This window comes from Pseudomonas sp. FeS53a (assembly GCF_000931385.1).
In the GTDB taxonomy this organism is placed as follows: Bacteria; Pseudomonadota; Gammaproteobacteria; order Pseudomonadales; family Pseudomonadaceae; genus Metapseudomonas; species Metapseudomonas otitidis.
Genome location: NZ_JYFT01000034.1, coordinates 1 through 26,086 on the forward strand (window position 1 = coordinate 1; position 26,086 = coordinate 26,086).

At 69.7% G+C, this 26,086-nt stretch carries 21 protein-coding genes; 6 read left to right on the forward strand and 15 right to left on the reverse strand.

Annotated features, from left to right (window positions below; all coding sequences use genetic code 11):
* Positions 1-90 precede the first annotated feature (90 nt).
* Entirely contained in the window at positions 91-2,262 is a 2,172-nt protein-coding gene (locus SZ55_RS09180; protein ID WP_044404540.1) for a TonB-dependent receptor, read from the forward strand.
* Positions 2,263-2,272: 10 nt separating this feature from the next.
* Positions 2,273-3,733: a PepSY-associated TM helix domain-containing protein gene (locus SZ55_RS09185; RefSeq protein ID WP_044404543.1), complete on the forward strand. Its 1,461-nt coding sequence runs from the start codon at positions 2,273-2,275 to the stop codon at positions 3,731-3,733.
* Between the two features lie 256 nt (positions 3,734-3,989).
* Here SZ55_RS09185 and SZ55_RS09190 read toward each other — a convergent pair whose 3' ends face one another.
* From SZ55_RS09190 to mhpT, 7 genes are all read right to left on the reverse strand, one after another.
* The gene (locus tag SZ55_RS09190; protein ID WP_044404546.1) at positions 3,990-4,670 is read right to left on the reverse strand and encodes a DUF3313 domain-containing protein; all 681 of its coding nucleotides are present in this window, start codon (positions 4,668-4,670) and stop codon (positions 3,990-3,992) included.
* A 257-nt stretch (positions 4,671-4,927) separates the two neighbouring features.
* The gene (locus SZ55_RS09195; RefSeq protein WP_044404549.1) at positions 4,928-6,637 is read right to left on the reverse strand and encodes an acyl-CoA dehydrogenase; all 1,710 of its coding nucleotides are present in this window, start codon (positions 6,635-6,637) and stop codon (positions 4,928-4,930) included.
* Positions 6,638-6,648: 11 nt separating this feature from the next.
* A complete protein-coding gene (locus SZ55_RS09200) occupies positions 6,649-7,881 on the reverse strand; it encodes a thiolase family protein (protein ID WP_044404552.1) in 1,233 nt (410 codons plus the stop codon).
* Positions 7,878-9,689 carry a feruloyl-CoA synthase gene (locus tag SZ55_RS09205; RefSeq protein WP_177329726.1) on the reverse strand — a complete coding sequence of 604 codons (1,812 nt, stop codon included), beginning with the start codon at positions 9,687-9,689 and terminating at the stop codon, positions 7,878-7,880. The genes SZ55_RS09200 and SZ55_RS09205 overlap by 4 nt, the downstream gene beginning before the upstream one ends.
* A 136-nt stretch (positions 9,690-9,825) precedes the next feature.
* Complete coding sequence (locus tag SZ55_RS09210; protein ID WP_044404558.1) at positions 9,826-11,268, reverse strand: aldehyde dehydrogenase; 1,443 nt, start codon at positions 11,266-11,268, stop codon at positions 9,826-9,828.
* Positions 11,269-11,343: 75 nt separating this feature from the next.
* Positions 11,344-12,174: a p-hydroxycinnamoyl CoA hydratase/lyase gene (locus tag SZ55_RS09215; protein ID WP_044404561.1), complete on the reverse strand. Its 831-nt coding sequence runs from the start codon at positions 12,172-12,174 to the stop codon at positions 11,344-11,346.
* A gap of 161 nt (positions 12,175-12,335) precedes the next feature.
* On the reverse strand, positions 12,336-13,538 hold the full coding sequence (gene mhpT / locus SZ55_RS09220; RefSeq protein ID WP_044404564.1) for a 3-(3-hydroxy-phenyl)propionate transporter MhpT: 1,203 nt from the start codon (positions 13,536-13,538) through the stop codon (positions 12,336-12,338).
* 299 nt (positions 13,539-13,837) lie between these two features.
* On the opposite strand from mhpT, the gene SZ55_RS09225 reads away from it, so the two are divergent.
* Positions 13,838-15,133, forward strand: coding sequence for an OprD family porin (locus SZ55_RS09225; RefSeq protein WP_044404567.1), 1,296 nt, complete (start codon positions 13,838-13,840; stop codon positions 15,131-15,133).
* 122 nt (positions 15,134-15,255) lie between these two features.
* Here the strand turns inward: SZ55_RS09225 and SZ55_RS09230 are convergent, their stop codons facing one another.
* The 5 genes from SZ55_RS09230 to SZ55_RS09250 all read right to left on the reverse strand — a co-directional run bounded on the left by SZ55_RS09230 (position 15,256) and on the right by SZ55_RS09250 (position 20,729).
* On the reverse strand, positions 15,256-16,416 hold the full coding sequence (locus SZ55_RS09230) for an MFS transporter (protein ID WP_044404570.1): 1,161 nt from the start codon (positions 16,414-16,416) through the stop codon (positions 15,256-15,258).
* A gap of 40 nt (positions 16,417-16,456) precedes the next feature.
* Positions 16,457-16,939 carry a DUF3237 domain-containing protein gene (locus SZ55_RS09235; protein WP_044404573.1) on the reverse strand — a complete coding sequence of 161 codons (483 nt, stop codon included), beginning with the start codon at positions 16,937-16,939 and terminating at the stop codon, positions 16,457-16,459.
* Between the two features lie 45 nt (positions 16,940-16,984).
* Positions 16,985-18,082 carry a polyamine ABC transporter substrate-binding protein gene (locus SZ55_RS09240; protein ID WP_044404575.1) on the reverse strand — a complete coding sequence of 366 codons (1,098 nt, stop codon included), beginning with the start codon at positions 18,080-18,082 and terminating at the stop codon, positions 16,985-16,987.
* A 20-nt stretch (positions 18,083-18,102) separates the two neighbouring features.
* Positions 18,103-19,437, reverse strand: a complete 1,335-nt coding sequence (locus SZ55_RS09245) for an alginate export family protein (protein ID WP_044404578.1) — start codon at positions 19,435-19,437, stop codon at positions 18,103-18,105.
* Between the two features lie 116 nt (positions 19,438-19,553).
* Complete coding sequence (locus SZ55_RS09250; protein ID WP_236692403.1) at positions 19,554-20,729, reverse strand: serine hydrolase domain-containing protein; 1,176 nt, start codon at positions 20,727-20,729, stop codon at positions 19,554-19,556.
* Positions 20,730-20,965: 236 nt separating this feature from the next.
* Between SZ55_RS09250 and SZ55_RS09255 the strand changes: the two genes are divergently transcribed.
* Positions 20,966-21,589: a TetR/AcrR family transcriptional regulator gene (locus SZ55_RS09255; protein WP_044404581.1), complete on the forward strand. Its 624-nt coding sequence runs from the start codon at positions 20,966-20,968 to the stop codon at positions 21,587-21,589.
* A gap of 6 nt (positions 21,590-21,595) precedes the next feature.
* On the opposite strand, the gene SZ55_RS09260 is transcribed toward SZ55_RS09255, so the two are convergent.
* Positions 21,596-22,303 (reverse strand): GntR family transcriptional regulator, encoded by a 708-nt coding sequence (locus tag SZ55_RS09260; RefSeq protein WP_044404583.1) that lies wholly within the window; start codon positions 22,301-22,303, stop codon positions 21,596-21,598.
* A 202-nt stretch (positions 22,304-22,505) separates the two neighbouring features.
* Between SZ55_RS09260 and SZ55_RS09265 the strand changes: the two genes are divergently transcribed.
* Together SZ55_RS09265 and SZ55_RS09270 are read left to right on the forward strand one after the other, a co-directional pair.
* Positions 22,506-23,564 (forward strand): aromatic ring-hydroxylating dioxygenase subunit alpha, encoded by a 1,059-nt coding sequence (locus SZ55_RS09265; protein WP_044404818.1) that lies wholly within the window; start codon positions 22,506-22,508, stop codon positions 23,562-23,564.
* On the forward strand, positions 23,564-24,508 hold the full coding sequence (locus tag SZ55_RS09270) for a PDR/VanB family oxidoreductase (RefSeq protein WP_044404584.1): 945 nt from the start codon (positions 23,564-23,566) through the stop codon (positions 24,506-24,508). The genes SZ55_RS09265 and SZ55_RS09270 overlap by 1 nt, the downstream gene beginning before the upstream one ends.
* Positions 24,509-24,541: 33 nt before the next feature.
* Here SZ55_RS09270 and SZ55_RS09275 read toward each other — a convergent pair whose 3' ends face one another.
* Both SZ55_RS09275 and SZ55_RS09280 read right to left on the reverse strand, forming a co-directional pair.
* A complete protein-coding gene (locus tag SZ55_RS09275; protein WP_044404586.1) occupies positions 24,542-25,294 on the reverse strand; it encodes an SDR family NAD(P)-dependent oxidoreductase in 753 nt (250 codons plus the stop codon).
* Between the two features lie 10 nt (positions 25,295-25,304).
* Entirely contained in the window at positions 25,305-26,084 is a 780-nt protein-coding gene (locus SZ55_RS09280; protein ID WP_044404588.1) for an SDR family NAD(P)-dependent oxidoreductase, read from the reverse strand.
* Positions 26,085-26,086 lie beyond the last annotated feature (2 nt).

Here is a 26,086-nt window from a genome sequence, read left to right on the forward strand (position 1 = left end):
CGCCTCCCCCGCCCTTTTCCTGCCCGCCTGAACCGCCCCGGCGCCTGACGCGCCGGCTCGCTGCTGCACGCTTGCAAGGAAAGAGCCTCCATGACTCCGAAGTACACCTGCCTGGCGCTGGCGATCTGCGCCTGCAACCTCGCCTACGCCACTGAAAACAAGCACGACGCCCTCGAACTGCCCACCAGCACCGTCAACGCCGACCGTGAGAAGCAACCCGGCCTGGACCTGGACAGCCAGTCCCCCGGCACCTCGCGCCTGGGCCTGAGCCTGCGGGAGAACCCCGCCTCGGTGGCCGTGGCCGACCGCGAGAAGATCGACCGCATCGGCGCGCGCAACTTCCTCGACGTGGCCAACGCCCTGCCCGGCGTCAACGCCTCCGCCCCGCCCGGCTGGGGTGGCTACGTCGCCTACCGAGGCTTCAACGGCGCCCAGGTCAACCAGCTGTTCAACGGCATCAGCCTGCAGTACAGCGCCGCCAACCGCCCGGTGGACGCCTGGATCTACGACCGCGTCGAGCTGGTCGGCGGCCCCTCCTCCTTCCTCCACGGCAGCGGCTCGGTGGGCGGCAGCCTCAACTACATCACCCGCCTTGCCAGCCGCGAGGACAGCGGCGAAGCGCGCATCCGCTATGCCCGCTTCGATGACCGGGAAACCTCCATCGGCATCAACCGCGCCCTCAACGACGGCCCCGGCCCGCGTCATTACGCGCGCCTGGACTTCAGCCGCAACGACAGCAACGGCTACATCGACCGCCAGGAGCGCGGCGCCAGCAACGTCGCCTTCTCCCTGCTCAGCGACCTCACCGACCGCCTCTCCCACACCCTGGCCGTGGAGTACCTGGAAGAGAAGGAAGACAGCCCCTACTGGGGCGCACCGACGCTCAACGCCAACCGCACCGGCGAGCTGAAGATCGACCGCCACGACCGCTTCAGCAACTACAACGTCGACGACGGCCGCTACGAGCAACGCACCCGCTGGCTGCGCTCCATCACCGACTACCAGGTGGATGACGCCACCAGCCTGCGCAACACCTTCTACCACTACGAAGGCCAGCGCGATTACCGCAACCTCGAGGTCTACAAGTACAACGCCGCCGGCAACATCGCCCGCAGCAGCGCCTACCTGCAGCGCCACGACCAGGAGCTCAACGGCAACCGCCTGGAGCTGCTGCACAAGGGCGAGCTGTTCGGCCGCGTCAGCGACTGGGCCTTCGGCCTCGACTACAGCGTCAACCAGCAGAGCGTCTACCCGCGCTCCAGCAGCGGCACCGTCGACATCGTCACCCCGGGTAACCCCGACCCCGGCAGCTTCGACGACATCCCCGGCATGGCCAGCGGGCTGGTCAAGGCCCGCAGCAACGAGGTACGCACCACCTCCGGCTTCGCCGAAAACCGCCAGCAGCTGACCGACAGCCTCTCGCTGATCACCGCCCTGCGCTACGACCACATCGAGCTGGACGCCACCAACCACGGCGCCGTCAGCGCCAACGCGCCGTCCTCCTTCGAGCGCCGCTGGGACGCCATCACCGGGCGTGCCGGGCTGGTCTGGCAGTTCACCTCCGACGCCAACCTCTATGTGCAATACAGCACCTCGGCCGAGCCGCCGGGCGGCACCCTCACCGGCGCCTCCTTCACCCAGGTGCGCGACTACGACCTGAGCACCGGCAAGCAGCTGGAAGTGGGCAGCAAGCTGGACTTCGACGAAGGCCGTGGCAGCGCCACCGTCGCCGCCTACCGGATCGTCCGCAAGGACTTCCCCATCAGCGACGTCAACAACCCCAACGGCACCGTCCAGGCCGGCCAGCAGACCTCCGACGGAGTGGAACTGGCGGCCTCCTACCGCTTCACCCCGCAGTGGACCCTGGAAGGCAACGTCGCCTGGGTGGACGCCCGCTTCGACGACTTCAACGAGACCGTCGGCGGCGTCAACGTCTCGCGCAAGGGCAAGACCCCGGTGAACATCCCCGACCGCCTGGCCAACCTCTGGCTCACCTGGGAGCCGGTGCAGGGCTGGCGCACCGGCGTGGACGCGCGCTACGTGTCGGCGGTGTACGCCAACAACGCCAACACCCAGTGGGTGCCCTCCTACACCCTCTACGGCGCCTTCGTGGAGCACCAGCTGGACGCCAACACCAAGGTCAGCGCGCGGCTGCGCAACCTGACCGACGAGGTCTACGCGCGCTTCATCCACCAGAGCAACGCGCAGTACTATCTGGGTGAGCCGCGCAGCCTCGAAGTAGCGCTGGACCTGCGTTTCTGAGGCGGCCGTGATGAAACGCCACCTCTACCTCTGGCACCGCTGGCTGGGCATCGCGCTGTGCCTGTTCATGGCGCTGTGGTTCGTCTCCGGCATCGTCATGCTCTACGTCGGCTACCCCAAGCTGACCCAGGCCGAGCGCCTGCAGCACCAGGCGCCGCTGGCCTGTACCGGCTGCGTGTCGCCGGCCCAGGCCCTGCAGGCGGCCGGCGGCGAGCCGCCGCGCAGCCTGCGCCTGGCCCAGGTGGCGGGCCAGCCGCGCTACCTGCTCGGCTACGCCAGCGGCAACCGCGCGGTGGACGCCCGCAGCGGCCAGGTGCTGGACGGGGTCGGCTCCGCCGAAGCGCTGGGCATCGCCCGGCACTTCGGCGGCGCCGAGGCGGACGACCTCGGCCTGGTCGAGGAAGACCTCTGGAGCCACAGCCGCGCCCTCGACGCGGACCGGCCCCTGCACCGCGTGCAACTGCGCGATGCCGCCGGCACCCAGCTCTACCTGTCTTCGCACACCGGTGAAGTGGTGCGCGACGCCAGCGCCCACGAGCGCGCCTGGAACCTGCTCGGGGCCTGGCTGCACTGGTTGTACCCGCTGCGCGGTGGATGGCTGGATGGCGCCTGGTCGAACATCGTCATCTACCTCGCCCTCGCCGCCACGCTGATGGCCCTGCTGGGCATGGTGGTCGGGTTGCTGCGCTGGCGCTTCTCCAAGCCCTACCGCAGCGGCTCGCGCTCGCCCTACCCCTCCGGGTTCGGCCGCTGGCACCACATCAGCGGGCTGCTGTTCGGCACCCTGCTGGTGCTGTGGATCTTCAGCGGGCTGATGTCCATGCGCCCCTGGCACCTCACCGAAGGCCGTTCGGCCTTGACGCCGGCAGACTTCCAGGGCGCCCCGCTCAGCGCGGCGGCACTGCAAGGCGACCTGGCGAGCGCCCTGCAGCGCCTGGAGCAATCGGGCCTCGCACCGGTGGAGCTGGAATGGCGGATGCTCGGCGGGCATGCCTACCTCAGCGCGCTGGATGCCCAGGGCAACAGCCGCGTGCTGCCGCTGGACGGCACCGGCCCGGCGCTGGAACGGCTGCCCCAGGCGACCCTGGAAGCGGCTGCGCCGATCCCGGTGGCCAACGCCGAATGGCTGCAGCACTACGACGCGTACTACTACGCACGGGGCGACGCCAGCATGTACGGCGGCCAGCCCCGCCGCCTGCCGATGCTGCGGCTCCGGTTCGAGGACGACGGCCACAGCTGGGTCCACCTGGACCCGCACACCGGCGCGGTGCTCGACGTGCTGGACGGCAACCGCCGGGCCGGCCGCTGGCTGTTCAACCTGCTGCACAGCTGGGACTGGCCCCCGCTGCTGGAGCGGCCCCTGCTGCGCGAGGCGCTGGTGATCGGCTTCAGCCTCGGTGGCCTGGCGATCTGCCTCAGCGGCGTGGTGATCGGCTGGCGCCGCCTGCGCCCACGGCGGCGCAGGCGCTGAAACACCGTGCGCGCCGGTGCAACCCGGCGCGCACGGGCTCCCCGCCCCGCAACCTTGTGCACACCCACCGTTCAGAAAACCACCAGCCCGGCACAGGCCCCGCCTGCCGGGCGCCGAGGTCGTCGGTCAACCGCTTATCCACAGAGTCATCCACCGTTTCTGTGGGTAGCACCCGGCCATCACGCCGGGTTGCACCTGCCCTCGGACCTGTGGTCACGCAGGGGATGCCTCCGGTTCCAATCGTCAGGCATACGGCTTACGGCGCGGCCTTGGCCGTCTGGAACTGCAGGGCGTCGCGGGTGAGCTGGTCGACCACCGGGGCCAGGTCGGCGGCGGTGACCTTCTGCCGGTCGTTGCTCAGGGTCTTGCCGAAGCCCTTGCGCACCACCCGCAGCACCGACTTGCCGGTGGTGTTCTCCACCAGCTCGCCTTCCAGGTACAGCTCGGTGTTCTGGTCGCGCTCGCCGGTAGCGGCCATGGCGCCGCCCAGTACCAGGGCGATCGGCAGCACCTCGTAGGGGCGCAGCCCCTGGTTCTCGGCGGCGACGCCGGTAATGGCACCACGGAACACCAGGGTGCGCGGGCCGGCCTGCTCGGGGCGGACCAGGCGCAGGCGCTGACCCAGGACGGCGGCCATCTGCTGGTTGGCACGGGCCAGCACGGCATCCAGGGTGGCCTGGTCGATGCGGGCATCGGGCTTGGGTTGCGGGTAGAAGCCCAGCGGTTGCAGCACCAGGCTGTCGTAGCGGGACAGGTCGAAGCCGGGGTCCACCCAGCGCATCACCGGCACACCGGAGGCGGAGCGGGTCGGCTCAAGGCCTTCGTAGCTGGAGAGGAAGCCGGAATACTGGTCCTGGCTCACGGTCTTGCTGGTGCAGCCACCGAGGGCAACACCCACGGCGAGGACAACGGGGAGCAGCGTGCGGATCGGGTTCATGCGGGTGTTCCTCCGGGGCAAGGTGTCGCTCTCGGGGTGTGGCACGGCTGCCGTGCTGATCGATCGAGCCCCGCTTGCAGGGCTGCGCCGCACGGCTTTCTGACGCTTTTTCAGGAGGTGCGGAAGACGCTGGGCAAGTCCTGCATTTCAGCGGGAAAAGTGTAGGAAGCGCTCACCCGGGAGGTAGCACCGTGGTGGCAGCCATCACGACGACCGGTAGAAAACCGGTGATGAGCGCTCCGGACCGCCAGCCCCGGTCAGCCCAGGGCCAGGTGCAACCGGTACTGCGCCTCGGGGAACAGGCGGCGGAAGAAGAAGCGCGCGGTGGCTTCCCGCGCTGTCCCGAGGTTGCGCTCGCGGCTGACCCGTGCGGCACGCAGCCAGGCATGGCCCAGCAGCAGCAAGGCGGTCACCTGCAGCAGGTCGGTGGCGGCCTCGTAGGGGCGTTGCGGCTCACTCGCCTGGGCCTCGCGCAATGTGGCCAGCGCAGCCTGCCAATCGGCCATCAGTTGCGCCACCGCCATCCCTTCATCGTGCAGGGCGGTGCCTTCGGCCCGCTGGCACTCTGCGCGGATGCAGGCCACCAGCGCGGCCAGGCCTGGCGCATCGTCCGGCAGCAGCTTGCGCAGCAGCAGGTCGTTGGCCTGGATCTCGTTGGTGCCCTCGTAGATCAGCGCGATGCGGCTGTCCCGCAGGGTCTGCTCGATGGGGTATTCGGTGCAGTAGCCGTAGCCGCCGAACACTTGCAGCGCCTGGCTGGCGAGCTGGAAGCCCTGCTCGGTGAACCAGGCCTTGACCACCGGCGTCAGCAGGGATGCCAGGGCGTGGGCCTCTGCCCGGCGGGAGGCCTCCGGCGCCTGCTCGGCGATGTCCAGCAGGTGTGCCGCCCAGTAGCCCAGCATGCGCATGCCCTGGCTGTGCGCCTCCAGGGTCCGGAGGGTGCGCTGCATGGCCGGGTGTGCGGCAATGGGATCGGCCTCGCCGCTGGCTCCGGGCGGGCGCGGCACCGCGCGCATCTGTCGGCGCTCGACGGCATAGGCGCCGGCCTGCTGGCGGGCGAACTCGGCATGCCCGAGCCCCTGCAAGCCCACGTGCAGCCGCGCGCCATTCATCATCACGAACATCGCCGCCAGCCCCTGGTTCGGCTCGCCCAGCAACCACCCCCGGGCACCGTCGAAACGCAGGCTGCAGGTGGCGCTGCCACGGATGCCGAGCTTGTGTTCGAGGCCATCGCAGCACACGCCATTGGCCTGCCCGTCCAGCTCCCGGGGCACCAGGAACAGCGAGATGCCGCGGGTGCCGGCGGGCGCATCGGGCAGGCGCGCCAGCACCAGGTGGAGGATGGCGTCGCCCAGGTCGTGATCGCCCCCGGAAATGAACAGCTTGCTGCCATGCAGGCGGTAGCTGCCCGCCTCCGCCGGTTCGGCACGGCAACGCAGCAGTCCCACGTCACTGCCGGCCTGGGGCTCGGTGAGGCACATGGTGGGCACGCAACGGCCGCTCACCAGGGCCGGCAGCCAGGCAGCCTGGAGTTCCGCGCTGGCGAAGCGCCGCAGCACTTCGTAGGCGCCGTGGGCGATGCCCGGGTACATCGCCCAGGCATGGTTGGTGGCGTAGAGCATCTCCAGCAGGCCGACGTTGAGCAGCTGCGGCAGGCCCTGCCCGCCCCATTCCGGGTCGCAGGCGAGCGATGGCCAGCCACCCTCGACGAAGGCACGGTAGGCGTCGGCGAAGCCGTCCGGGGTGAGCACCCGGCCGTTCTCCAGCCGGCATCCCTGACGATCACCGGGGGTGTTCAGCGGTGCCAGGCGGTCCTCGGCGAAGCGCGCGGCCTGCTCCAGCACCTGGGCGGCCAGGGCATGGTCCAGCTCGGCGAAGGCCGGCAGCCGTGCCCAGTCCTGTTCGGCGTCCAGCCAGTGTTCGATGACGAATTGCATGTCATCCAGCGGGGCACGGTAGTGCGTCATGGGCGAATCCTTCAGCGAGGGGCGGGGTTTTCCAGCAGCAGGGCCATGCCCTGTCCGCCGCCGATGCAGGCGGCGGCAATGCCGTAGCGGGTGCCGCGCACGGCCAGTTGGCGGGCGACGCTGTGGGCCAGGCGCAGGCCGGTGGCGGCCAGGGGGTGCCCCAGGGCAATGGCGCCGCCGTGGCGGTTGAGGCGCTCCGGGTCCAGCTCCAGCTCGCGCTGCACGGCCAGCACCTGGGCGCCCTGGGCTTCGTTGATCTCCAGGCTGTCGATGGCGTCCAGCGGCAGGCCGGCCCCCTCCAGCAGCAGGCGGATGGCTGGCGCCGGGCCGATGCCCATGATCTCCGGCGGCACCCCGACCACGGCGCTGGCCCGCAGCAACGCCAATGGCGCCTTGGCACCCCGGGCGTCGCCCACCAGCATGGCGGCGGCACCGTCCACCAGGGCGCAGCTGTTGCCGGCGGTCTGTACCGATCCGGCGCTGACCGGCGCGAGGGCCGCGAGGGCGTCCAGGCTGGTCTCGCGGGGGTGGCTGTCGTGACTGAGCCGGGTGACCTTGCGCGGCAGGTCCAGGGCGCGGGGTTGATAGCCCGGCAGCTCGAAACGGGCACGCTCGACGGGAGCGATCTCGGCGTCGAACCAGCCGCTTGCCTGGGCCGCCAGGGCCTTGCGGAAGCTGCCGAGGGCGAAGGCGTCCACCTCTTCGCGGCGCAGGCCGTAGCGCTGGGCGAGGTTCTGCGCGGTGTCGATCATGGTCTGGCCGATGGCCGGGTCCAGCAGCGCTTCCCAGAGGAAATCCCTGAAGCCCACCGGTGCGCCGAGGCGGAAGCCGCCCCGGTGCTCGTAGCTGGCAATGGGGTTGCGCGACATGGACTCGGTGGCCACGCACAGCGCCAGGCGTGCGCTGTCGCGCTCCAGCTGGTTGCCGGCCTGGCGCAGCAGCTCCAGGCCGGTCCCGCAGATCCGCTGCACCGCCAGGGCCGGCACCTCCAACGGCACGCCGGCATAAAGCCCGATGTGCCGGGGCAGCATGTAGGCGTCGAAGCTGGCCTGGGCCATGCTGCCGGCCAGCACGCTGTCCACCTGCCCGCCCGCCACGCCGGCCCGCGCCAATACGGCACGGGCGACGTGGATGCCGAGGTCGATGGGCGAAACCTGGGCCAGCGGCCCGCAGTAGTCGACCCAGGGCGTGCGGGCGCCGGCCAGCAGCGCCACTTCGCGGAACAGCTCGAACTGGCCTTTCATGCGCCCGCCTCCGCCAGCACGCAGTGGCGCGCCGGATCGTCGTAGAGCCGGTCGATCAGCTCGGCGCGGCGGCCGAGCACGGCCCGCTGGTTGAGCGAGCCCTTGTCGGTGATCTCCCCGGCATCCAGGCTCGGCGGCTCCACCATCGGGCAGGCCCAGGCGATGTGCGACGCCAGGCCGGTGGCCTCGCGGTTGAGGGCGGCCAGCAAGCCGGCCAGCCAGGCTTTCAGCGCGGGCGCGGCCAGCACCGCCTCGACGCTGGCCTCGGGCCCGAGCCCGGCCAGTTCGCGGCAGGCCGGCAAGTTGGGGAACACCAGCAGGCCGATGCGCTGGCGGTCCGGCCCGGTGACCACCACGTCCTGCACATAGGGCGCGCCCTGGAGGATGACGCGGGTGCGCAGCGGCCCGACGCTGACGAACACGCCGGTGCTGAGCTTGAAGTCCTCGGCGATGCGGCCATCGAACATCAGCCCCCACTCCGGTCGCTCGGCGTCGGCGAAGCGCAGGGCATCGCCGGAGCGGTAGAAGCCCTCCTCGTCGAAAGCCTCTTGGTTCAGCTCGTCCTGGCGCCAGTAGCCGGGCATCACGTGGGGGCCACGGAAGCGTGCCTCCAGCTTGCCGTCCACCGGCGCCAGCTTCACTTCGCAGCCCGGTGCCGGCAGGCCGACGTAGCCGGCCAGGGACAGCGGCCCGGTGGTGAAGGTGCAGGACGGCGCGGTCTCGGTCATGCCCAGGCCGGCCATCATGCGGATGCGCTCGCCGCAGTGCTGCTCGGCGATGCGGTCCAGGCGGTTCCACACCGGCTGGCTGAGGCCGGCGCCAGCGAAGAAGAACAGCGTGATGCGGGCGAAGAAGCGCTCGCGCAGCTCGGCGTCCCGCTCCAGGGCCTCCACCAGCTCTTCCCAGCCCTTGGGCACGGTGAGGTAGGCGGTGGGGGAGATTTCCCGCAGGTTGCGCAGGGTCTCGCCGAACAGCTGGGGCGTCGGGCGGCCGTCGTCCAGGTACAGGCTGCCGCCGTTGTAGAGAACGATGCCGACGTTGTGGCTGCCGCCGAAGGTGTGGTTCCACGGCAGCCAGTCCACCAGCACCGGCGGTGCCTCGCCGAACACCGGGAAGGTCTGCAGCAGCATCTGCTGGTTGGCGCAGAGCATGCGCTGGGTGGTGACCACGGCCTTGGGCAGCTTGGTGGAGCCGCTGGTGAAGAGGAACTTGGCGATGGTGTCGGGCCCGGTGCGGGCGAAGGCGGCGTCGGCAGCCGCCGGGTCGCGGGGGGCCAGCAACGCATCGAAGCGCTGCTGCGGGCGCCCCGCCACGTCGCCCTGCACCAGCAGCAGGGGCACCTCGGCCGGTACCACCGCCTCGATGGCGCGGGCGAAGGCGTCGCCGTCCGCCGCCATCACCAGGCCGGGCTGCAGCAGGTCGACGATGTGCTGCAGCTTGACGAAATCACGGGCCACCAGCGAATAGGCCGGCGACACCGGGCAGTACGGCACGCCGATGTAATAGGCCGCCAGGGCCAGCTGCAGGTGCTCCAGGTCGTTGCCGGAGAGGATCACCAGCGGCCGCGCCGGGCTCAGCCCGTAGTCCAGCAGGTGGGCGGCGATGCGGCGGATGCGCCCGAGCATGTCGCGGTAGCTGATGGCCTGCCAGGCGCCCTGGGCATCGCGGCGGGCCACGAAGGTCTGCTCGCCGCGCACTTCGGCCCAGTGCAGCAGGCGGTCCAGCAGGCGCCCGGGAAGCGGCTGCAGCGCTTCGCGGGGATTGAGGTAGAGGTTGCCGGCGCGCGCCTCGATGCGCACGTCGGGCATGCCCAGGGACACCGGCCGGTAGCGGGCGGCGGGCTGGACGGAGGATTCATTGTTCACTGTTATCACCTCCGACCGCGCCCGGACGGCGGGCGCGGTGCGATACCGGGCAGGGCCCGGCGTATTCAGTTCGTGCCGCTCAGATGGGGTAGTGGCGCGGGCCGTTCTGCACCGTCACCCAGCGCAACTGGGTGAACTGCTCGATGCTCGCGCTGGAACCGAAGCTGCCGTAGCCGCTGGACTTCACCCCACCGAAGGGCATGGGCGCCTCGTCATGCACGGTCGGGCCGTTGATGTGGCAGATGCCCGACTCCACGCGCTGGGCCAGCGCCAGGGCACGGGACACATCGCGGCTGAAGATCGCCGCCGACAGGCCGAACTCCGAGTCATTGGCCAGGCGCAGCAGCTCCTCGTCACCCTGCCCGCGCAGGATCACCGCCACCGGGCCGAAGGATTCCTCGCGGTACAGGCGCATGGCCGGGGTGACCCGGTCCAGCAGCACCGGCTGCATCACGCTGCCACTGCATTCGCCGCCGGCCAGCAGGACCGCACCCTTGTCGAGGGCGTCCTGCACCAGGGCCATGATGCGTGCGCCCGCCTGGGCATCGATCAGCGAGCCGAGCACCGCCTCGCCGGGCAAGCCGGCCTTGAGGGTGCCGACCTTGCTCGCCAGGCGCGCGGCGAAGTCGTCGGCAATGCGCGCGTCCACCACCAGCCGCTCGGTGGACATGCAGATCTGCCCCTGGTTGAAGTAGGCGCCGAAGGCCGAGGCGGCCACGGCCTGGTCCAGGTCCGCGTCGTCCAGCACCAGCAGCGGTGCCTTGCCGCCCAGTTCCAGCACCGCCGGTTTCAGGTGGCGCGCGGCGAGCTGGCCGATGATGCGGCCGACATGGGTGGAGCCGGTGAAATTGACGCGGCGCACCGCCGGGTTGGCCACCAGCCGCTCGACGATGGCGGCAGCGTCCGCCGGGGCATTGCTGATGACGTTGACCACGCCATCGCCCAGGCCTGCCTGCTGCAGCACCTCGCCGATCAGTGCGTGCACCGCCGGGCTGTTCTCCGAGGCCTTGAGCACCACGGTGTTGCCGCATGCCAGGGGCATGGCCAGGGCACGGGTGGCGAGGATGATCGGCGCATTCCAGGGCGCGATGCCCAGCACCACGCCGCAGGGCTGGCGCAGGGCCATGGCGAAGCTGCCGGGTACATCGGAAGGGATCACTTCGCCCTTGATCTGGGTGGTCATGCCGGCGGCATCGCGCAGCATGTTGGCGGCCAGCTTCACGTTGAAGCCGTACCAGTCGGCGGTGGCGCCGGTTTCCACGGCCATCGCCATGAAGCGCTCGCGGTTGGCCTCCAGCAGGCGGGCCGCCTCCAGCAGGCGCGCCCGGCGCTCGGCGGGACCGAGGGCGGCCCAGGCCGGGAAGGCAGCCTGGGCGGCGGCCACGGCGGCATCGGCGTCTTCCAGGGTGGCGGCGGCCACGCGGCTGACGACTTCACCGGTGAAGGGGCTGTGGCGCTCGAACACCGCGCCGGTGGCGGCAGGACGGGTACGGCCGGCGATCAGCAAAGGCACGTCGAACATGATCTGCTCCTGTTGTGATTGTTCTGCGGGGACGGTGCCTGGCGAACCAGGCGAACGCCCCCGGAGCGCGCGCTGTCAGCGCTTGTAGGCTTGCAGGCCGGGCTTGATGCTCTTGTCGTCGAGGAACTGCTTCATGCCCTGCTCGCGGCCGCCTTCCTTGTCCAGCAGGCGGGACTGGTCGAGCTTGGCGTAGAGGTAGTCCTCGTTCTGCTCCCAGGTCAGCTCGCGGCAACGCTTGAAGCCATTCTTCGCGGCACGCATCACCACCGGGTTCTTGTCCAGCAGGTTGCGCGCCAGCTCGATGGTGGTCTCGCGCAGCTGGACCAGCGGCACGCTCTCGTTCACCAGGCCCATCTCGGCGGCCTTGCGGCCATCGAAGGTCTTGCCGGTCATGATGTAGTACAGCGACTGGCGGTGACCCACGGTGTCGGCCATGGCCTTGCTCACCAGGTTGCCCGGGGGGATGCCCCAATTGATCTCCGACAGGCCGAAGGTCGCCTCGTCGGCGCAGATGGCCAGGTCGCAGGCCACCAGCGGACTGAAGCCACCGCCGAAGCACCAGCCGTTGACCATGGCGATGGTGGGCTTGGCGTACATGCGCAGCAGCTTCCACTGCCATTGCGAGGCTTCGCGGCGGATCTTCTCCTGGAGGATCTCGGGGCCGGCGTCCACTTCGCGGAAGTATTCCTTCAGGTCCATGCCGGCCGTCCAGGACTCGCCCGCGCCGGTCAGCACCAGCACGCCCACGTCCGGGTCCTGCTCCAGGGTTTCGAGCACGTCGACCATCTCGCGGTTCAGCGTCGGGCTCATTGCGTTGCGCTTCTCGGGGCGGTTGAGGGTCACCCAGCCGATGCCCTCCTCCACGTCGACTTTCACGGTCTGCCAGCGGTTCTCGTAGTTGCTCATGTCGCGTACCTGCTCTTGTTTTGGAATGGCCTCAAGGTATGCCGGCTATTTAGTTATGTCAATTAACAATTAATTCGCACTGTGCGATCAGCGAACCAGAGCGGGTCGGCACCCAGCTACTGATTAGCCTGCGTAACCAAACCAGCCCGGAACACACGACTTCAGGCCGAAGCCAGCGGCCTTCCGGCACGGCTGCCGAGGGCCACCACCACCAGCGCCGCCACCAGCAGGCCGGGCGCTGCGGCCATCAGTACGCCGGCCGTGCCGGCGCCGGCGGCGAGGATCTGCCCGGCGGCCAGGGGCCCGCTGACCGAGCCCAGCCGGCCGACGGCCACCGCCGCCCCGACCCCAGTGGCCCGGACCCGGGTCGGGTAGTAGACCGGCGCCAGGGCGTAGAGCACCAGCTGCGCAGCCATCACGAAGACACCTGCGGCGAAGCCTGCCGCCGCCATGCTCGCGACGCTGCCGGAGAAGCCGATGCCGGCCAGGGCCAGCAACAGGCCGGTGTAGATGGACAGCACCACCGGCGTGCGGCGGAAGCGGTCCAGCAGCACGCCGCCCATCAGCGAGCCCAGGGCCCCGCCGACGTTGAAGACCATCTGCACCATGCCCGCCTGGGGCTTGCTGAAGCCAAGCTCCAGCAGCAGCGAAGGCAGCCAGTTGAGCAGCATGTACATCACCGTGAGGGTGAAGAAGTAGCTGACCCAGAGGGACAGGGTGATGCGCGTGCGACCGTCGCCGCAGAGCGCCTCGACGGTGGACGGCCGCACCGCGCCGCCCTGGTCGCGCTGGTGATGGAAGGCCGCGGACTCGGGCAGCATCAGCAGCATCAGCGGGGCGATGACCAGGGGCGCGACGCCCCCGACGATGAACACCCACTGCCAGGCTTCGCCGGCCAGCATGCCCACCAGGGCCGCAACCGCCCCGCCCAGGGGTACGCCGCAGTACATGATGCTGATGGCGGTGCTGCGCTGGCGCTCCTCCACGGCTTCGGCGCACAGCGCGATCAGGTTCGGCAGCGCAGCGCCCAGGCCCAGCCCGGTCAGGAAGCGCGCCGCCAGGAGCCCGGTCAGGCTGCCGGCGTAGGCGGTCCACAGGGAGAAGACGCCGAACAGCACCACCGCCGCCACCAGCACCTTCTTGCGGCCGATGCGGTCGGCGATGCAGCCGCCGAGGAAGGCCCCGGGCAGCAGGCCGATGATGCTGGCGCTGAACATCCAGCCCATCATCTTCGGGTCCAGGTTGAAGGCGGCGCGGATGCCGGCAGCGGCGATGCCGGCGGATTGCAGGTCAAGCCCCTCGATCAGGGCGACGATGAAGCACAGCAGGATGGTCAGCCGCGAGCGGCCGGTAGTGGCGTGCATGGAAGGCCTCGCTTTTATTGTTCTTGTGAAGGGACGACAGGCCGTCGTCCGGCCTCAGAAGATTAACAAACAAAACTAAAAAAACAGCCCCCAGCCTCCGCCTGCCACTGGCAACGGATCTTCCTTTTGTGACAAGGACTTGGCGTCCTGCCACCACGAATCAGGCAAACACGTTAATGTTTTTAATGTTCGATTAACGGCTACTCCCAATTGATAAGCCGGATCGGCACTTCCATCCTGCGGTCGCGATCGGCCCTGCGCCGTCGCATGCCCACAAGAACAACAAAAGGACTCCGCACATGCCTGCACGCCCTGGTCGCGCCCAGCGCCCGCACCCGCTTTGCCACCTTTCGCCGTTGCTGCTCAGCCTGGCCGCCGGAACCGCCCTGGCGGACGGCTTCGTCGACGACAGCCACGCCAGCCTGACCCTGCGCAACTACTACCTGGACCGTGACTACCAGGACGATGGCGCCAAGTCCGAAGCCCGCGAGTGGGCCCAGGGCTTCATCCTCAAGTTCCAGTCCGGCTTCACCCCCGGCCCCGTGGGCTTCGGCCTGGATGCCACCGGGCTGCTGGGGGTCAAGCTCGACTCCTCGCCCTCGCGCAGCGGCACCGAGCTGCTGCCGGTGTCCCCCAGCAGCGGCCGCGCCGCCGACGAGTACGCACGCCTGGGGCTGACCGGCAAGGTGAAGGTCGACAAGAGCCTGCTGCAGGCCGGTGACCTCAACCTGGCCCTGCCCTCGGCGCTCTCCAGCCCCTCGCGCCTGCTGCCGCAGACCTTTCGCGGGGCGTACCTGACCTCCGGCCAGGTGGAGGGCCTGACCCTGCATGCCGGCTACCTGGACCGCATCGCCAAGCGCAACTCCACCGACTACGAGGCCATGTCCATCGCCTCGCCCAACGGGCGCTTCAACGGGCGCGCCACCACGTCCCACGTCAACCTGCTGGGGGCCGACTACGCCGTCAGCCCGGCGCTCACGCTCAAGGCTCATTACTTGGAAGCCCCCGACCTCTACGACCAGGCCTACCTTGGCCTGCTGCACAAGCTTCCCGTGGGCCCCGGCAACCTGAGTACCGACGTGCGCGCCTTCTTCAGCGACGACAACGGCCGCGCCGAAGCCGGCAAGGTGGACAACCGCCACCTCTCCCTGCAGTTCGCCTACGGCCTGGGCGGGCACCGCTGGACCCTGGGCTATGCGCACCAGTCCGGTGACACCGCCACGCCCTACCTCTCCGGCACCGAGCTGATGGGCATCAGCGAGATGACCATGAGCTCGGACTACCTCAACGCCCGGGAGCGCATGTGGCAGGCGATCTGGGACTACGACTTCGCGGCGTCCGGCGTGCCGGGCCTGACCGCGCGGTTGCGCTACGTGCGCGGGGACCACATCGAGCTGGCGGCCCTGCGCGCCGATGACCGCAAGGAGCGCGAGCTGCAGTGGGAGGCCAGCTACGTGATCCAGGAAGGGCCGCTGCGCAACGTCGGCTTCCGTGTGCGGCAGTCCTTCTACCGCAACGACTTCCCCACCGGTGCCGCCTTCCGCGACGAGAACCAGACCCGCTTCCTGGTGACCTACACCTTGCCGATCTGGTAGCCGCCGGCAACCGACCGTCGCGGCAACGGTCCGCGACGGTCCTGCGCCCTGCCGCGCCCTTGGCGCGGCCGCACCTCTGTCGGCCAGGCGCGGCATTGGCAGCAAGGCGCACGACATGCCGTTCAATCTGCAAGAAAGCGCCCGGCGGGTCGGCGCTGGGCCATGCGTGCGAGCAGTTGCAGCACTCCGCCGAACAGCACCGCCACCAGGGAGAAGGTGAAGATCAGCCCCTGGCCGTCGCTGCCCATCGCCAGGCTCAGCAAGGTGGGTGCGCTGGCAGCCGAACTCACCTGCACCACGCTGATCAGGCGCGCCAGGCGCCCGTCCGGGTCATGGGTGACCACGGCGGCCATGTAGTAGGTCAGCGCCAGGACCCAGCCGAAGTTCATCAGGAACACCACGCCCGCCAGCCCGGCGGCGTGTGCGACGCCACGGGCCAGCAGCACCACGGACAGCGCGACGCAGAGGCTGCCGACGAGGATCATCGGCAAGCGCCCGACCCGCCGTCCGAGCAGGCTCGGCAGGCCGGCACCGGGCAGCCCGCCCAGCAGCCCGAGGCTGACGGCCCAGCCCACCTGGGCGGCATCCAGCCCTTGTTCACCGGCCAGCCCGTCGACGAAGCCCCACACCGCGTAGATGGAAAACTGCAGGCAGAGCATGCCCAGCAGCGCGGCGATGCCGACGGCTGCCGAGCCGCAGGCAGCAGGGCCGCTCAGCACCGCCTCGCCAACCTCCAGCTGGCGCGGCAGCACGCCACACGCCCACCACGCCAGCGCGAACCAGCCGGTGATCACCCCCAGGGCAACCCCGCCTCCGAGGCGCTCGGCCAGCTGCGGAACGACGGCCGCCATCAGCGCGAAGACCAGGGTCTGCGTCAACAGCAGCAGGCCGAAGGAGCGGTCCGGCCCCGGCATCCGCCCCAGGGCGAACACCGCCTGGGCATAGAGCGCACCGGAAGCCATTCCGGCCAGCAACCGCAGCGCCAGCAGCGGCACCAGGGCGTCGGCCAGGCAGGCAGCGGCGTTGAACAGCACCAGGGCGGCCGCCATGGACTGGCAAGCCAGGCGATTGCCCAGGCGCGCGGCGAACAGCGGAACCAGCAGCGTGCCGATCACCGAGCCGCACATTTCCACGGCGATCAGGGTGCCCTGCTGGGGCAGCGAGAGGCCGAGGCGTTCGGCCATCAGGCCGATGAAGACCGGCTGGATGCCCACCACCAGGATGGCGATGGCGGCCACGAAGATGCAGGCCGCGCGGGCGGCTCGCGAGTGATGCGTGATCATGGTGTCGAATCCTGAAAGACGGGCGCGAGGCCCGGGCGGGTCAGTCCAGCCGGTAGATGCGGATGACGACCCGGTCCTCGCCGGGGTAGGTCACCCGCCCGATGAAGGCGGCCTCGGTGAGCCAGCCGAGCGCGCCCCGTGCCACCTGGAAGCGCGGGCTGCAGGTGCAGCGATAGAGGTGTTCCGGCAACGGCCAGGTGCCCTCGTCTTCACGGCGGCGGCCCTCCTCGCTGAGCACCAGGAAGCCCCGGTTGTGCACGTTGATCAGCTCGCCCCGGTCGGTACGCAGGCTGTAGGTGGCGTCCAGGTCGCCGACCCCATCCGGACGCAGGCAGTAGAAGTCGGCGCCACCGGGCAGCACGTCGCCCTGCAGGCCCGGGCCGACGAAATGTCCACCGAGGATCGGGTAGTTGGCACGACGCCCGTCGATGGCCTCCCCCAGGGTCTGGGGCTCGCCGATGGCCACGTCCAGGGTCATCACCCACTCCAGCGCTGGTGCCGGCACGCTCATGTCGTCTTGCATGGGTCGCTCCTCGCAAGGGGCCCGGGTCGCCCCGGGCCGGCGGGGTCAGTGGGAGGTCTTCACGGTCGTCCAGGTGCGGGTACGCACCCGCTCGGTGGCGGAGGACACCGGCTCCAGCGGGAACAGCGTCCGGCGCACCTCATCGGAGACGTACATGTTCGGGTCGTTGCGGATCTCCGGCGACACCAGGGCGGTGGCGTCCTTGTTGGGGTTGGGGTAGCCGATGGCATCGCTGATGCGGGCGATCACCTCGGGCCGCAGGATGTAATTGATGAAGGCGTGGGCCTCGTCAGGATGCGGGGCCTTGGCCGCCACGGCCATCACGTCGGACCACATCGGCGCGCCCTCCTTCGGCATCGCCATGGTCACCTTCACGCCCTTGCCGGCGGCGTTGGCCAGCTTGCGCGCCAGCGCCACCCCACCGGACCAGCCGACGGCGACGCAGATCTCGTCGTTGGCCAGGTCCATGCCGTAGCGCGAGGAGTTGAAGTAGGTGACGTAGGGGCGGATCGCCTGCAGCGCCTCGGCGGCCTTCTTGTAGTCGCCGCGGTCCTCGCTGTTGGGCGGCAGCCCTTGGTAGTGCAAGGCGATGGGCAGGATTTCGTTGCCGGCATCGAGGAAGCCGACTCCGCAGCTGGCGAGCTTCGAGAGGTTCTCGGGCTTGAAGATGATGTCCCAGGTGTTCATCGCCACGTTCGGCCCCAGGGCCGCCTGCACCTTGTCGACGTTGTAGCCGATCAGGGTGGTGCCCCAGAGGTAGGGCACGGTGAAGCGGTTGCCGGCATCGCCCACCGCTTCGAGGCTGGTCATGAAGGTGGGGTCCAGGTGCTGCCAGTTGGGCAGCTTGGCGCGGTCCAGCGGTTCGAAGGCGCCGGCAGTGATGAGCTTGCCGATGTTGGCGCTGCTGGGGAACACCACGTCATAGCCGGAGTTGCCGGTGAGCAGCTTGGACTCCAAGGTCTCGACGCTGTCGAACACGTCGTACACCGGGCGGATGCCGGTCTCCTTCTGGAAGTCCTTGAGCACGTCGGGCGGCAGGTACTCGATCCAGTTGTAGATGCGCACGGTGCGCTCGTCGGCGTGGGCGCCGGCCAGGGTGGCAAGCGCCAGGGCCAGGGCGGCCGCGATGCGGAAGGGTTTCATGGCGAGGTCTCCTGGCGCGATCAGTAACGGTAGGTGAAATAGAGTTCGAGGGCGCTGAAGCGGTCGTCGTTGCCGAACACCTGCCTGGCGGCCGCCTTCGGGTCCACCCAGTTGTACGACAGCGAGGTGTACAGCCGCTCGGTGGGTGTCCAGTCGAGGTACACCACGCTCTCGTCGGCAAAGCGGCGATCATCGACGGCCACGCCCTGGTAGTTCTTCTCGTCCAGCCAGAACTGATAGTGGATGGCCCCCAGGGCCAGGGTCTGGCTCAGCCGGGTCTTCACCGAGAACTGCTGCACCCGCTCGTTGCTGTTGAAGAGCACGTAGTTACCCATCACGTCGCCCACCAGCCAGGTGCTCCAGTCGACGAAGCCCTTGGCCAGCGGGTCCCAGGATTTCTGGGTGGTGTCGGTGACGTCGTCATCGCCGGAGAACACCGCGTAGCGATAGCCCAGCACCGGGGTCAGCGGCAGCGTCTCGAAGGCGTAGTCGGCCTGGGCGTACCAGGCCTTGGCGTCGTAGTCGACACCGTCGCCGCTGCCGCGCTGCACGGCATATTCACCGTTCAGGGTCAGCGCATCCAGGCCTGGCAGCTTGCCGTTCAGTGCACGCAGGTTGTAGACGTGCATGCCGTCGCGGCGGATCGGCGTGCTGTAGTGGCGGGTCAGCGAATCCACGTTCATCGCCATGGCGCCTAGGGTGACGCGGCCGTCGAGGTCGTAGTCGAGGTTGGCGCCGTTGAGGCGGTAGTCGCCCAGTTGGGTGTCGGTGCGCAGGCTGAAGGCCTGGACCTTCAGGGCGCCGTGGTCCCACGCGAGGAGCCCGGAGTCACGGAAGGCGGTGCGCGGGCCGAGCCAGTAGGCGCCGTCATCCAGGGCGTCGAGGTTGCCGTCCATGACGATGAAGCCGGTGCCCACCTTGTAGTTCTGCCGGCCGGCGGTGAAGGTCCACTCGCCGGCACGGAACCCTGCGTACAGCTCCTCGGTGGAGACCTGGCCGTCGGAGCTGCGGGTGAAGCCGCCGGCATCGCCGTCGCCCAGGGTCTTGGAGGCGACCACCGAGCCACCGGCGATCAGGTCGAAGTCCGGCGTCACCCCGTACTTCAGGGTCACGCCCGGCTTCAGGTACATCTCCTGCCAGTCGACGCGGGTGCCACCGTTGCGGCCGTTGCGCTGGTCGACACGGCCGGCGCCGAAGTTGACGTTGCGGGTCATGACGGTGGAGGCGCCTGCCGTGAGGGTCGCCTCGCCGGAGAGGTCACCCTCTTCGAAGGTGTAGCCGGCCAGTGCGGCCTGGCTGGCCAGCGGGAGGGCGAGCGCGGTCAGCGCCCGCTGGAAACGCAGGGTGCGGTACATGGTGAGCTCCTGTGCATTTGTTCTTGTGTTACAGGGCAGTGGAAGTGGGCGGCTGGGCCGCCGAACGCCCGCCGGGGCGGGCGAATCCGGAATCGGTGTTCCGTGTTGGAATCAGGTCAGGCCTTCAGGTGTGCGGCGATGGCCCTCAGCATGCGGACGCTGTCGGCGTCGAGGTCGGTGACGGCCTCGGGCAGCGAAGACTGCTTGACGATCACCACCCGCGACGGCCAGTCGATGAACAGGTACTGGCCATGGATGCCGCCGGCCATGAGCGCCAGGCTGTGGTCGTTGAACACGTACCACTGGCTGCGGTACGAGGCGCCGGGGGTCCACTCGGAGAAGTCGGCGTTGGCCGCGTAGATCGCCGGATCGGCGCCGGCGGCGATGCGCTCGATGGTGTCCGCGCCCAGCAGCTGGCGGCCCTGGTGACGTCCACCGTTGGCCAGCAGCAGGCCGAAGCGCCCCATGTCACGCAGGGTGGCGCTGAAGCCGGCACCGGCCACGCCCCGCCCCCAGGGGTCGGCCATGAAGTAGCCGTCACGCTCGCAGCCCAGCTCCTGCCAGACCCGTTGCAGCATCGCCGGGCAACTCTCGCCGCTGGCGCGCTCCATCACCCAGGCGAGGGCCTCGGTGGTGGCGGTGACGTAGTGGAAGAAGTCGCCGTGCTCGCCCTTCTTCTGCAGCGACGGCAGGTACTCGTAGAGCGAGGCGTAGCGCGCGTAGGCCGCGGGCGCCGGCTGGAAGCCACAGGCGTAGCCGTACTGGGAGCTCTCCGAGTCGGGGTCGTCGTAGACCTCGCTGTAGTCGATGCCCACGGCCATGTCGAACAGCTGGCGCACGCTGGCATCGCCGAAGGCACTGCCGGCGAGTTCCGGCACGTAGTGGGCGGCCGGCAAGGCCGGGTCCAGCACGCCATCGCTGACCAGTTGCTCGCCGAGCGTGCCGATCAGCGACTTGGTGACCGAGAACATGATGTGGCGGTCCTGCGGACGCTGGCCGCCGAAATAGCGCTCGCACACCACTTCACCGGCCTTGAGCACCAGGAAGGCGTCGGTGTGGCTGGCCAGCAGGTGCTCCTGCACCGATACCGATGCGCCGCTGACGCTGTCGAAGTGCAGGCCTTCCAGGCTGCGCGAGGCCGCCGGGAACACGCTGGCTGGGCCGGGGCCCGCCTCCACGTCGATGCTCGGGCGCAGCCGCGCCAGGGAGCGGAAGCCCCAGCGGTTGTAGGGCGGGCTCATCCAGTTGCCCCAGGTCACCCGCTGTTCGGGTGCGGCGGGGAAGCCCTGCATCAGCGGCGTTTCGGGCTCTCCGGCCTGGACAAGGCGACGGGCGTGCTCATACAGCGGGACAAGGGGGTGGGCGTTGGGGTGACTCATCTCGGCATTCCTGGACAGGTGACTCTGCGTGTGGAGCAGATGCCCAGAAATGATTAATCCGATTATTTATTTAAGTCAATAAAGTTTTTGTGCCGATCAACGCACTCCGTCTATCATCGCCGCCACATGCACCCGAGCCGAGGAATTCAGTGAGCGGACTACGAGAACGTCAGAAGGAACTGCGCCGCCAGGCCATCGCCGAGAGCGCCGTCGCCCTGTTCAAGAGCCAGGGGTACGGCAACACCACCGTCGAGCAGATCGCGCGCCAGGCCGGCGTTTCGGTGCCCACGGTGTTCAAGTACTTCGGCAGCAAGCAGGAAATCATCCTGGAGATGCTCAAGGAGGCCGACCGCCGCGCCATCCTCGACAGCCACGAACTGCCGCTGGACGGCGAGCCGGTGGACGTGCTCTGCCAGCTGGAGCAGCGCATCGTCGGCTATGCCCTGACCATGCTGCCGGCGGCGCTGTGGCGCGAGTTGCTGCCGCTGGTGCTCATCGGCGGCAGCGACGGCCTGCCGGAGGCCTACCGCCAGTTGAACAGCAACCTGCAACGGGAAATCGCCGGGGTGCTGCGCGCCCTGCAGCAACGCGGCAGGCTGCGCGCCGACCTGGACGTGGAGCTGGCCGCCTTCCTGCTCAACGACTACTCCCACCTGCAGTTGCTGCGCCTGACCAGCACCGACGAACCGGACCTGGCCGCCCACCGCGAGCAGGTCCGCCGCACCACCAAGCTGATCTTCGACGGCATGCGCGCCCTGCCGCCGCGCGACTGAGTCACCTCAGGAGAGGATCTTCAGGCCCTCCACCGGGCCGTCCTGGCCACCGAACAGGCGGGCATAGCGCAGCGTCGCGTTGGCGTGTTCACGCATGATCGCCTCGGCCCGGGCGCCCTGCCCGGCCAGCAGCGCGTCCACCACCGTGTGGTGCTGCAGGTGGGCGAAGTTGAAGCGGCGGAACTCACGGGCGAGGTCGTTGCGGTCCACCGCCAGGGAGCTGACCGAGGCGAACGGCAGGTGCTCGTTGCGCGCCAGGGCATCGGCGATGGCCGGGTTGCCGCTGGCCTCGATGATCACCTGGTGGAAGCGCTTGTTGATGTCGTGGTAATCGGCCAGGTCGTCTTCGCTGACATGGCCCTTCTCGAACAGCCGGTCGCCATCGGCCAGGCATGCCAGCAACACGGCCCGTGCCGCCTCCGACACACCCCGCTCGGCCGCCTGGCGCGCCGCCAGCCCTTCCAGCACACCGCGCACTTCCACGGCACCGGCCAGGTCGTCGAAGGTCACCTGGCGCACGGCGAAGCCGCGTGCGCCCTGGCGAATCAGCAACCCCTCCTGCTCCAGGGCGCGGAAGGCCATGCGCACCGGCATGCGCGAGACCCCCAGGCGTTCGGCCGTGGGGATCTCGGCGATGCGCTCACCGGCGGGTATCTCGCCGTCCACGATCATCTGCCGCAGGCGGTTCAGCACCCGTTGCCCTGCTCCACTCATGCGCGCCCCTTGGGATCCAATTTCACGAAGGCCCGTACTCTAGCCAGCCGCCCAGCCCCCTGCCAGGGCCCCGACGCAGGCGTTCCTTGTCTCAGCGTTCGCTGATCGCACGGTTATTGGATCCAACCAGGCGTAAATCATGGATTCCACCCGCCCGAAGCGCCAGCATTGGATCCAATACAACAACAACGAGGACCGCTCCATGTTCCCGAAGGATGCCTGGTACGTCGCCTGCACCCCGGATGAAATCGACGGCAAGCCCTTGGGCCGCATGATCTGCAACGAACGGATGGTGATCTACCGGGGCGCCGGCCAACGTGTCGCGGCCCTGGAGGACTTCTGCCCCCATCGCGGTGCGCCGCTGTCCCTTGGATCCATTCAGGACGGCAAGCTGGTGTGTGGCTACCACGGCCTGGTGATGGACTGCGACGGCCGTACCGCCTCCATGCCGGCCCAGCGGGTGCAGGCGTTTCCCTGCATCCGCGCGTTCCCGGTCCGGGAGCGCCACGGCTTCATCTGGGTCTGGCCCGGTGACGCCGCCCTCGCCGACCCGGCCCTGATCCCCCACCTGGAGTGGGCCGAGAACCCGGCCTGGGCCTACGGTGGCGGGCTCTACCACATCGCCTGCGACTACCGGCTGATGATCGACAACCTCATGGACCTGACCCACGAGACCTACGTCCACGCCTCCAGCATCGGCCAGAAGGAAATCGACGAGACCCCCGTGTCCACCCGCGTGGAAGGCGACAGCGTCATCACCAGCCGCTTCATGGAAGGCATCATGGCTCCGCCCTTCTGGCGCGCCGCCCTGCGCGGGAATGGCCTGGCCGACGACGTGCCGGTGGACCGCTGGCAGATCTGCCGCTTCACCCCGCCCAGCCATGTGCTCATCGAAGTCGGCGTGGCCCACGCCGGCCGAGGGGGCTACGACGCCCCGGCCGACTGCAAGGTGAGCAGCATCGTGGTGGACTTCATCACCCCCGAGACGGACACCTCCATCTGGTACTTCTGGGGCATGGCGCGCAGCTTCCGCCCCGAGGACGCCGAACTGACCGCACGCATCCGCGAGGGCCAGGGCACGATCTTCGCCGAGGACCTGGAGATGCTCGAACAGCAGCAGCGCAACCTGCTGGCCTGGCCCGAGCGGCCCCTGCTCAAGCTCAATATCGACGCCGGCGGCGTGCAGTCCCGGCGCATCATCGAGCGCCTGGTCAACGCCGAACGCGCCGCCGAGGCCCGGCTCATCGGGAGGCAAGCCTGATGCTCGACCTGATGATCCGCGGCCTGCGCCTGGAGGCGCCGGGCATCCTCGGGCTGGAACTGGTGGCCGCCGACGGTTCGCCCCTGCCCGCCTTCGAGGCCGGCGCGCACCTGGACCTGCACCTGCCCGGCGGCCTGGTGCGCCCCTACAGCCTGTGCAACGCCCCCGGCGAGACGCACCGCTACTGCCTCGCCGTGCTGCTGGACCCGGCGTCCCGGGGTGGCTCCCGCGCCGTGCACGAACAGCTGCGGGTCGGCCAGCGGCTGACCACCAGCGCACCGCGCAACCTCTTCCCCCTGGTGGCCGAAAGCAGCCGCAGCCTGCTGTTCGCCGGCGGCATCGGCATCACCCCGATCCTCGCCATGGCCCAGGCGCTGGCGGCCCGGGGCGATGCATTCGAGCTGCATTACTGCGTGCGCTCGCGCAGGCTCGCGGCCTTCATCGACTGGCTGGAGGCCAGCCCCTTCGCCGCGCACGTCCACCTGCACGCCGACGACGGCCCCACGCCCTTCGACGCCCCCGCGCTGCTGCGGGACGCCGGCGACGCCCACCTCTACGTGTGCGGGCCGGGCGGCTTCATGGAGCACGTGCTGGGCTGTGCCCGCAGCGCCGGCTGGGACGAAACGCGCCTGCACCGCGAGTACTTCGCTGCCCCCGTGCAGCCTGCAGGGGACGCGCGCGTCTTCGAGGTGCGCCTGGCGCGCAGCGGCCTGACCTTGCAGGTGCCGGCCGAACGCAGCGTCGCCCAGGTGCTGGACGACGCCGGGGTGTGCATCCCGCTGGCCTGCGAGCAGGGCATCTGCGGCACCTGCCTGACCCGGGTGCTGGACGGCGAACCCGAGCACCGCGACAGCTTCCTCACCGACGCGGAGCGGGCCCGCAACGACCAGTTCACCCCCTGCTGTTCGCGGGCCCGCAGCGCCTGCCTGGTGCTGGACCTCTAGCAGGACGACCCGGGCGGCTTGGCGGTGCCCGGGTCAGTTGCCGGCCGACAGCCCGCAGTCGATGGCCAGGTCCGCCCCGGTGATGGAGCGCGCCAGGGGCTGGCAGAGGAAGTAGCACAGCTCGGCCACTTCCTCCGGCTGGATGAAGCGCGCCTGTTCGCCCTGGGGGTACTTGGCCAGCAGCTCGCGGTAGTAGCCGTCGGGGTCGCCGTTGCCGTAGCGCTCGGCCTGGAAGCTCAGCATCGGGGTGACGATGTCCCCCGGGGACACCGCGTTGCAGCGCACGCCGTCCGGCGCCAGGTCCAGGGCCAGGGTCTTGGTCAGCAGCGCCACCCCACCCTTGCTGGCGCAGTAGGCGGCGGCGTTACGGTTGCCCTGGCGCCCCGCATCGCTGGAGATGTTGACGATGCTGCCCTGGGTGGCGCGCAGGTGCGGGATGGCCGCCTTGCACATGAAGAACACGGCCTTGAGGTTCACCCCCAGCACCAGGTCGAAGTCCTCCTCGCTGAAGTGCTCCACCGGGCCTTCGCGCCAGATGCCGGCGGCGTTGACCAGCGCATCGAGCCGGCCAAAGGCGCTGACCGCGGCCGCGACCACCGCCTCGCAGTTGTCCGGGCGACGGATGTCGGCGGCGGCGATGGCGCACCCGGGGAACGCCTCGCGCACCTGCTCCAGGCCGGCGGCGTCCACGTCGGTGGCCAGTACGTTCCAGCCGGCCTGGTGGAAGCGCTTCACCAGGCTGCGGCCCAGGCCTCCGGCGGCGCCGGTGATGATGATGCTGTTCATGCGGTGCTCCTCAGGGGGCCTTGTTTTCGATCAGGCAGTTGCCGCCATCCACCACCAGCAGTTCGCCGGTGATGTAGCTGGCTTCGGGGGAAGCCAGGAAGGCCACCGCCGCCGCCACCTCCTCCGGCCGGCCAGCGCGCCCTACCGGCACGTAGCCGGCGGCATGGCGCTCCTCGTCGGTGCTGGAGGCGGTGGCGATCCAGCCCGGGGCCACGCTGTTGACGGTGATGCCGTGGCGCGCCACTTCCAGTGCCAGCCCCATGTTCATTCCCACCATGGCGGCCTTGGCGGCGCTGTAGGCCGCCTCGCCAGGGTTGCTGCCACGGGTACCGGTGGTGGAGCTGATCTGCACGATGCGCCCGTAGCCCCGTGCCTGCATGCCCGGCAGCACGGCACGGGTGAGCAGGAAGGCGGTGGTGAGGTTGCGCGCCAGGGACAGGTTCCAGGTCGCCAGGTCCATCTCCGCGACTTCGGCGAAGGGCTCCGGGCTGCCCTGCATGGCCATGCCGGCGTTGTTGACGAGGACGTCGATGCGGCCCCAGCGGGCTTCGGCCCAGCTCGCCAGTTCCGCCACCTGGGCCTCGTCGGTGAGGTCCGCCGGGCGGCCTTCCGCCTCGAACCCCTCGGCGCGCAGCTCGGCCACCCGCTGGGCGATGCGCTCGCTGCTGGCGGTGATCMCCAGGCGTGCGCCCGCCTGGCCCAGCCGCCGGGCGATGGCCATGCCGATGCCCGCCTCGCTTCCGGCGCCGCTGATCAGCGCCACCTGCCCCTGCCACCCTGTGGTTGTCATGG

Bases quoted from the DNA above. Each gene is read 5' to 3' on its own strand.
- SZ55_RS09270 (WP_044404584.1), top strand. From the start codon at position 23,564: ATGCTCGACCTGATGATCCGCGGCCTGCGCCTGGAGGCGCCGGGCATC.
- SZ55_RS09180 (WP_044404540.1), top strand. From the start codon at position 91: ATGACTCCGAAGTACACCTGCCTGGCGCTGGCGATCTGCGCCTGCAAC.
- SZ55_RS09190 (WP_044404546.1), bottom strand. From the start codon at position 4,670: ATGAACCCGATCCGCACGCTGCTCCCCGTTGTCCTCGCCGTGGGTGTT.
- SZ55_RS09260 (WP_044404583.1), bottom strand. From the start codon at position 22,303: ATGAGTGGAGCAGGGCAACGGGTGCTGAACCGCCTGCGGCAGATGATC.
- mhpT (WP_044404564.1), bottom strand. From the start codon at position 13,538: ATGCACGCCACTACCGGCCGCTCGCGGCTGACCATCCTGCTGTGCTTC.
- SZ55_RS09185 (WP_044404543.1), top strand. From the start codon at position 2,273: ATGAAACGCCACCTCTACCTCTGGCACCGCTGGCTGGGCATCGCGCTG.
- SZ55_RS09240 (WP_044404575.1), bottom strand. From the start codon at position 18,082: ATGAAACCCTTCCGCATCGCGGCCGCCCTGGCCCTGGCGCTTGCCACC.
- SZ55_RS09275 (WP_044404586.1), bottom strand. From the start codon at position 25,294: ATGAACAGCATCATCATCACCGGCGCCGCCGGAGGCCTGGGCCGCAGC.
- SZ55_RS09250 (WP_236692403.1), bottom strand. From the start codon at position 20,729: ATGCAGGGCTTCCCCGCCGCACCCGAACAGCGGGTGACCTGGGGCAAC.
- SZ55_RS09215 (WP_044404561.1), bottom strand. From the start codon at position 12,174: ATGAGCAACTACGAGAACCGCTGGCAGACCGTGAAAGTCGACGTGGAG.
- SZ55_RS09230 (WP_044404570.1), bottom strand. From the start codon at position 16,416: ATGATCACGCATCACTCGCGAGCCGCCCGCGCGGCCTGCATCTTCGTG.
- SZ55_RS09200 (WP_044404552.1), bottom strand. From the start codon at position 7,881: ATGAAAGGCCAGTTCGAGCTGTTCCGCGAAGTGGCGCTGCTGGCCGGC.
- SZ55_RS09205 (WP_177329726.1), bottom strand. From the start codon at position 9,689: ATGCCCGACGTGCGCATCGAGGCGCGCGCCGGCAACCTCTACCTCAAT.
- SZ55_RS09245 (WP_044404578.1), bottom strand. From the start codon at position 19,437: ATGTACCGCACCCTGCGTTTCCAGCGGGCGCTGACCGCGCTCGCCCTC.
- SZ55_RS09265 (WP_044404818.1), top strand. From the start codon at position 22,506: ATGTTCCCGAAGGATGCCTGGTACGTCGCCTGCACCCCGGATGAAATC.
- SZ55_RS09210 (WP_044404558.1), bottom strand. From the start codon at position 11,268: ATGTTCGACGTGCCTTTGCTGATCGCCGGCCGTACCCGTCCTGCCGCC.
- SZ55_RS09235 (WP_044404573.1), bottom strand. From the start codon at position 16,939: ATGCAAGACGACATGAGCGTGCCGGCACCAGCGCTGGAGTGGGTGATG.
- SZ55_RS09195 (WP_044404549.1), bottom strand. From the start codon at position 6,637: ATGACGCACTACCGTGCCCCGCTGGATGACATGCAATTCGTCATCGAA.
- SZ55_RS09225 (WP_044404567.1), top strand. From the start codon at position 13,838: ATGCCTGCACGCCCTGGTCGCGCCCAGCGCCCGCACCCGCTTTGCCAC.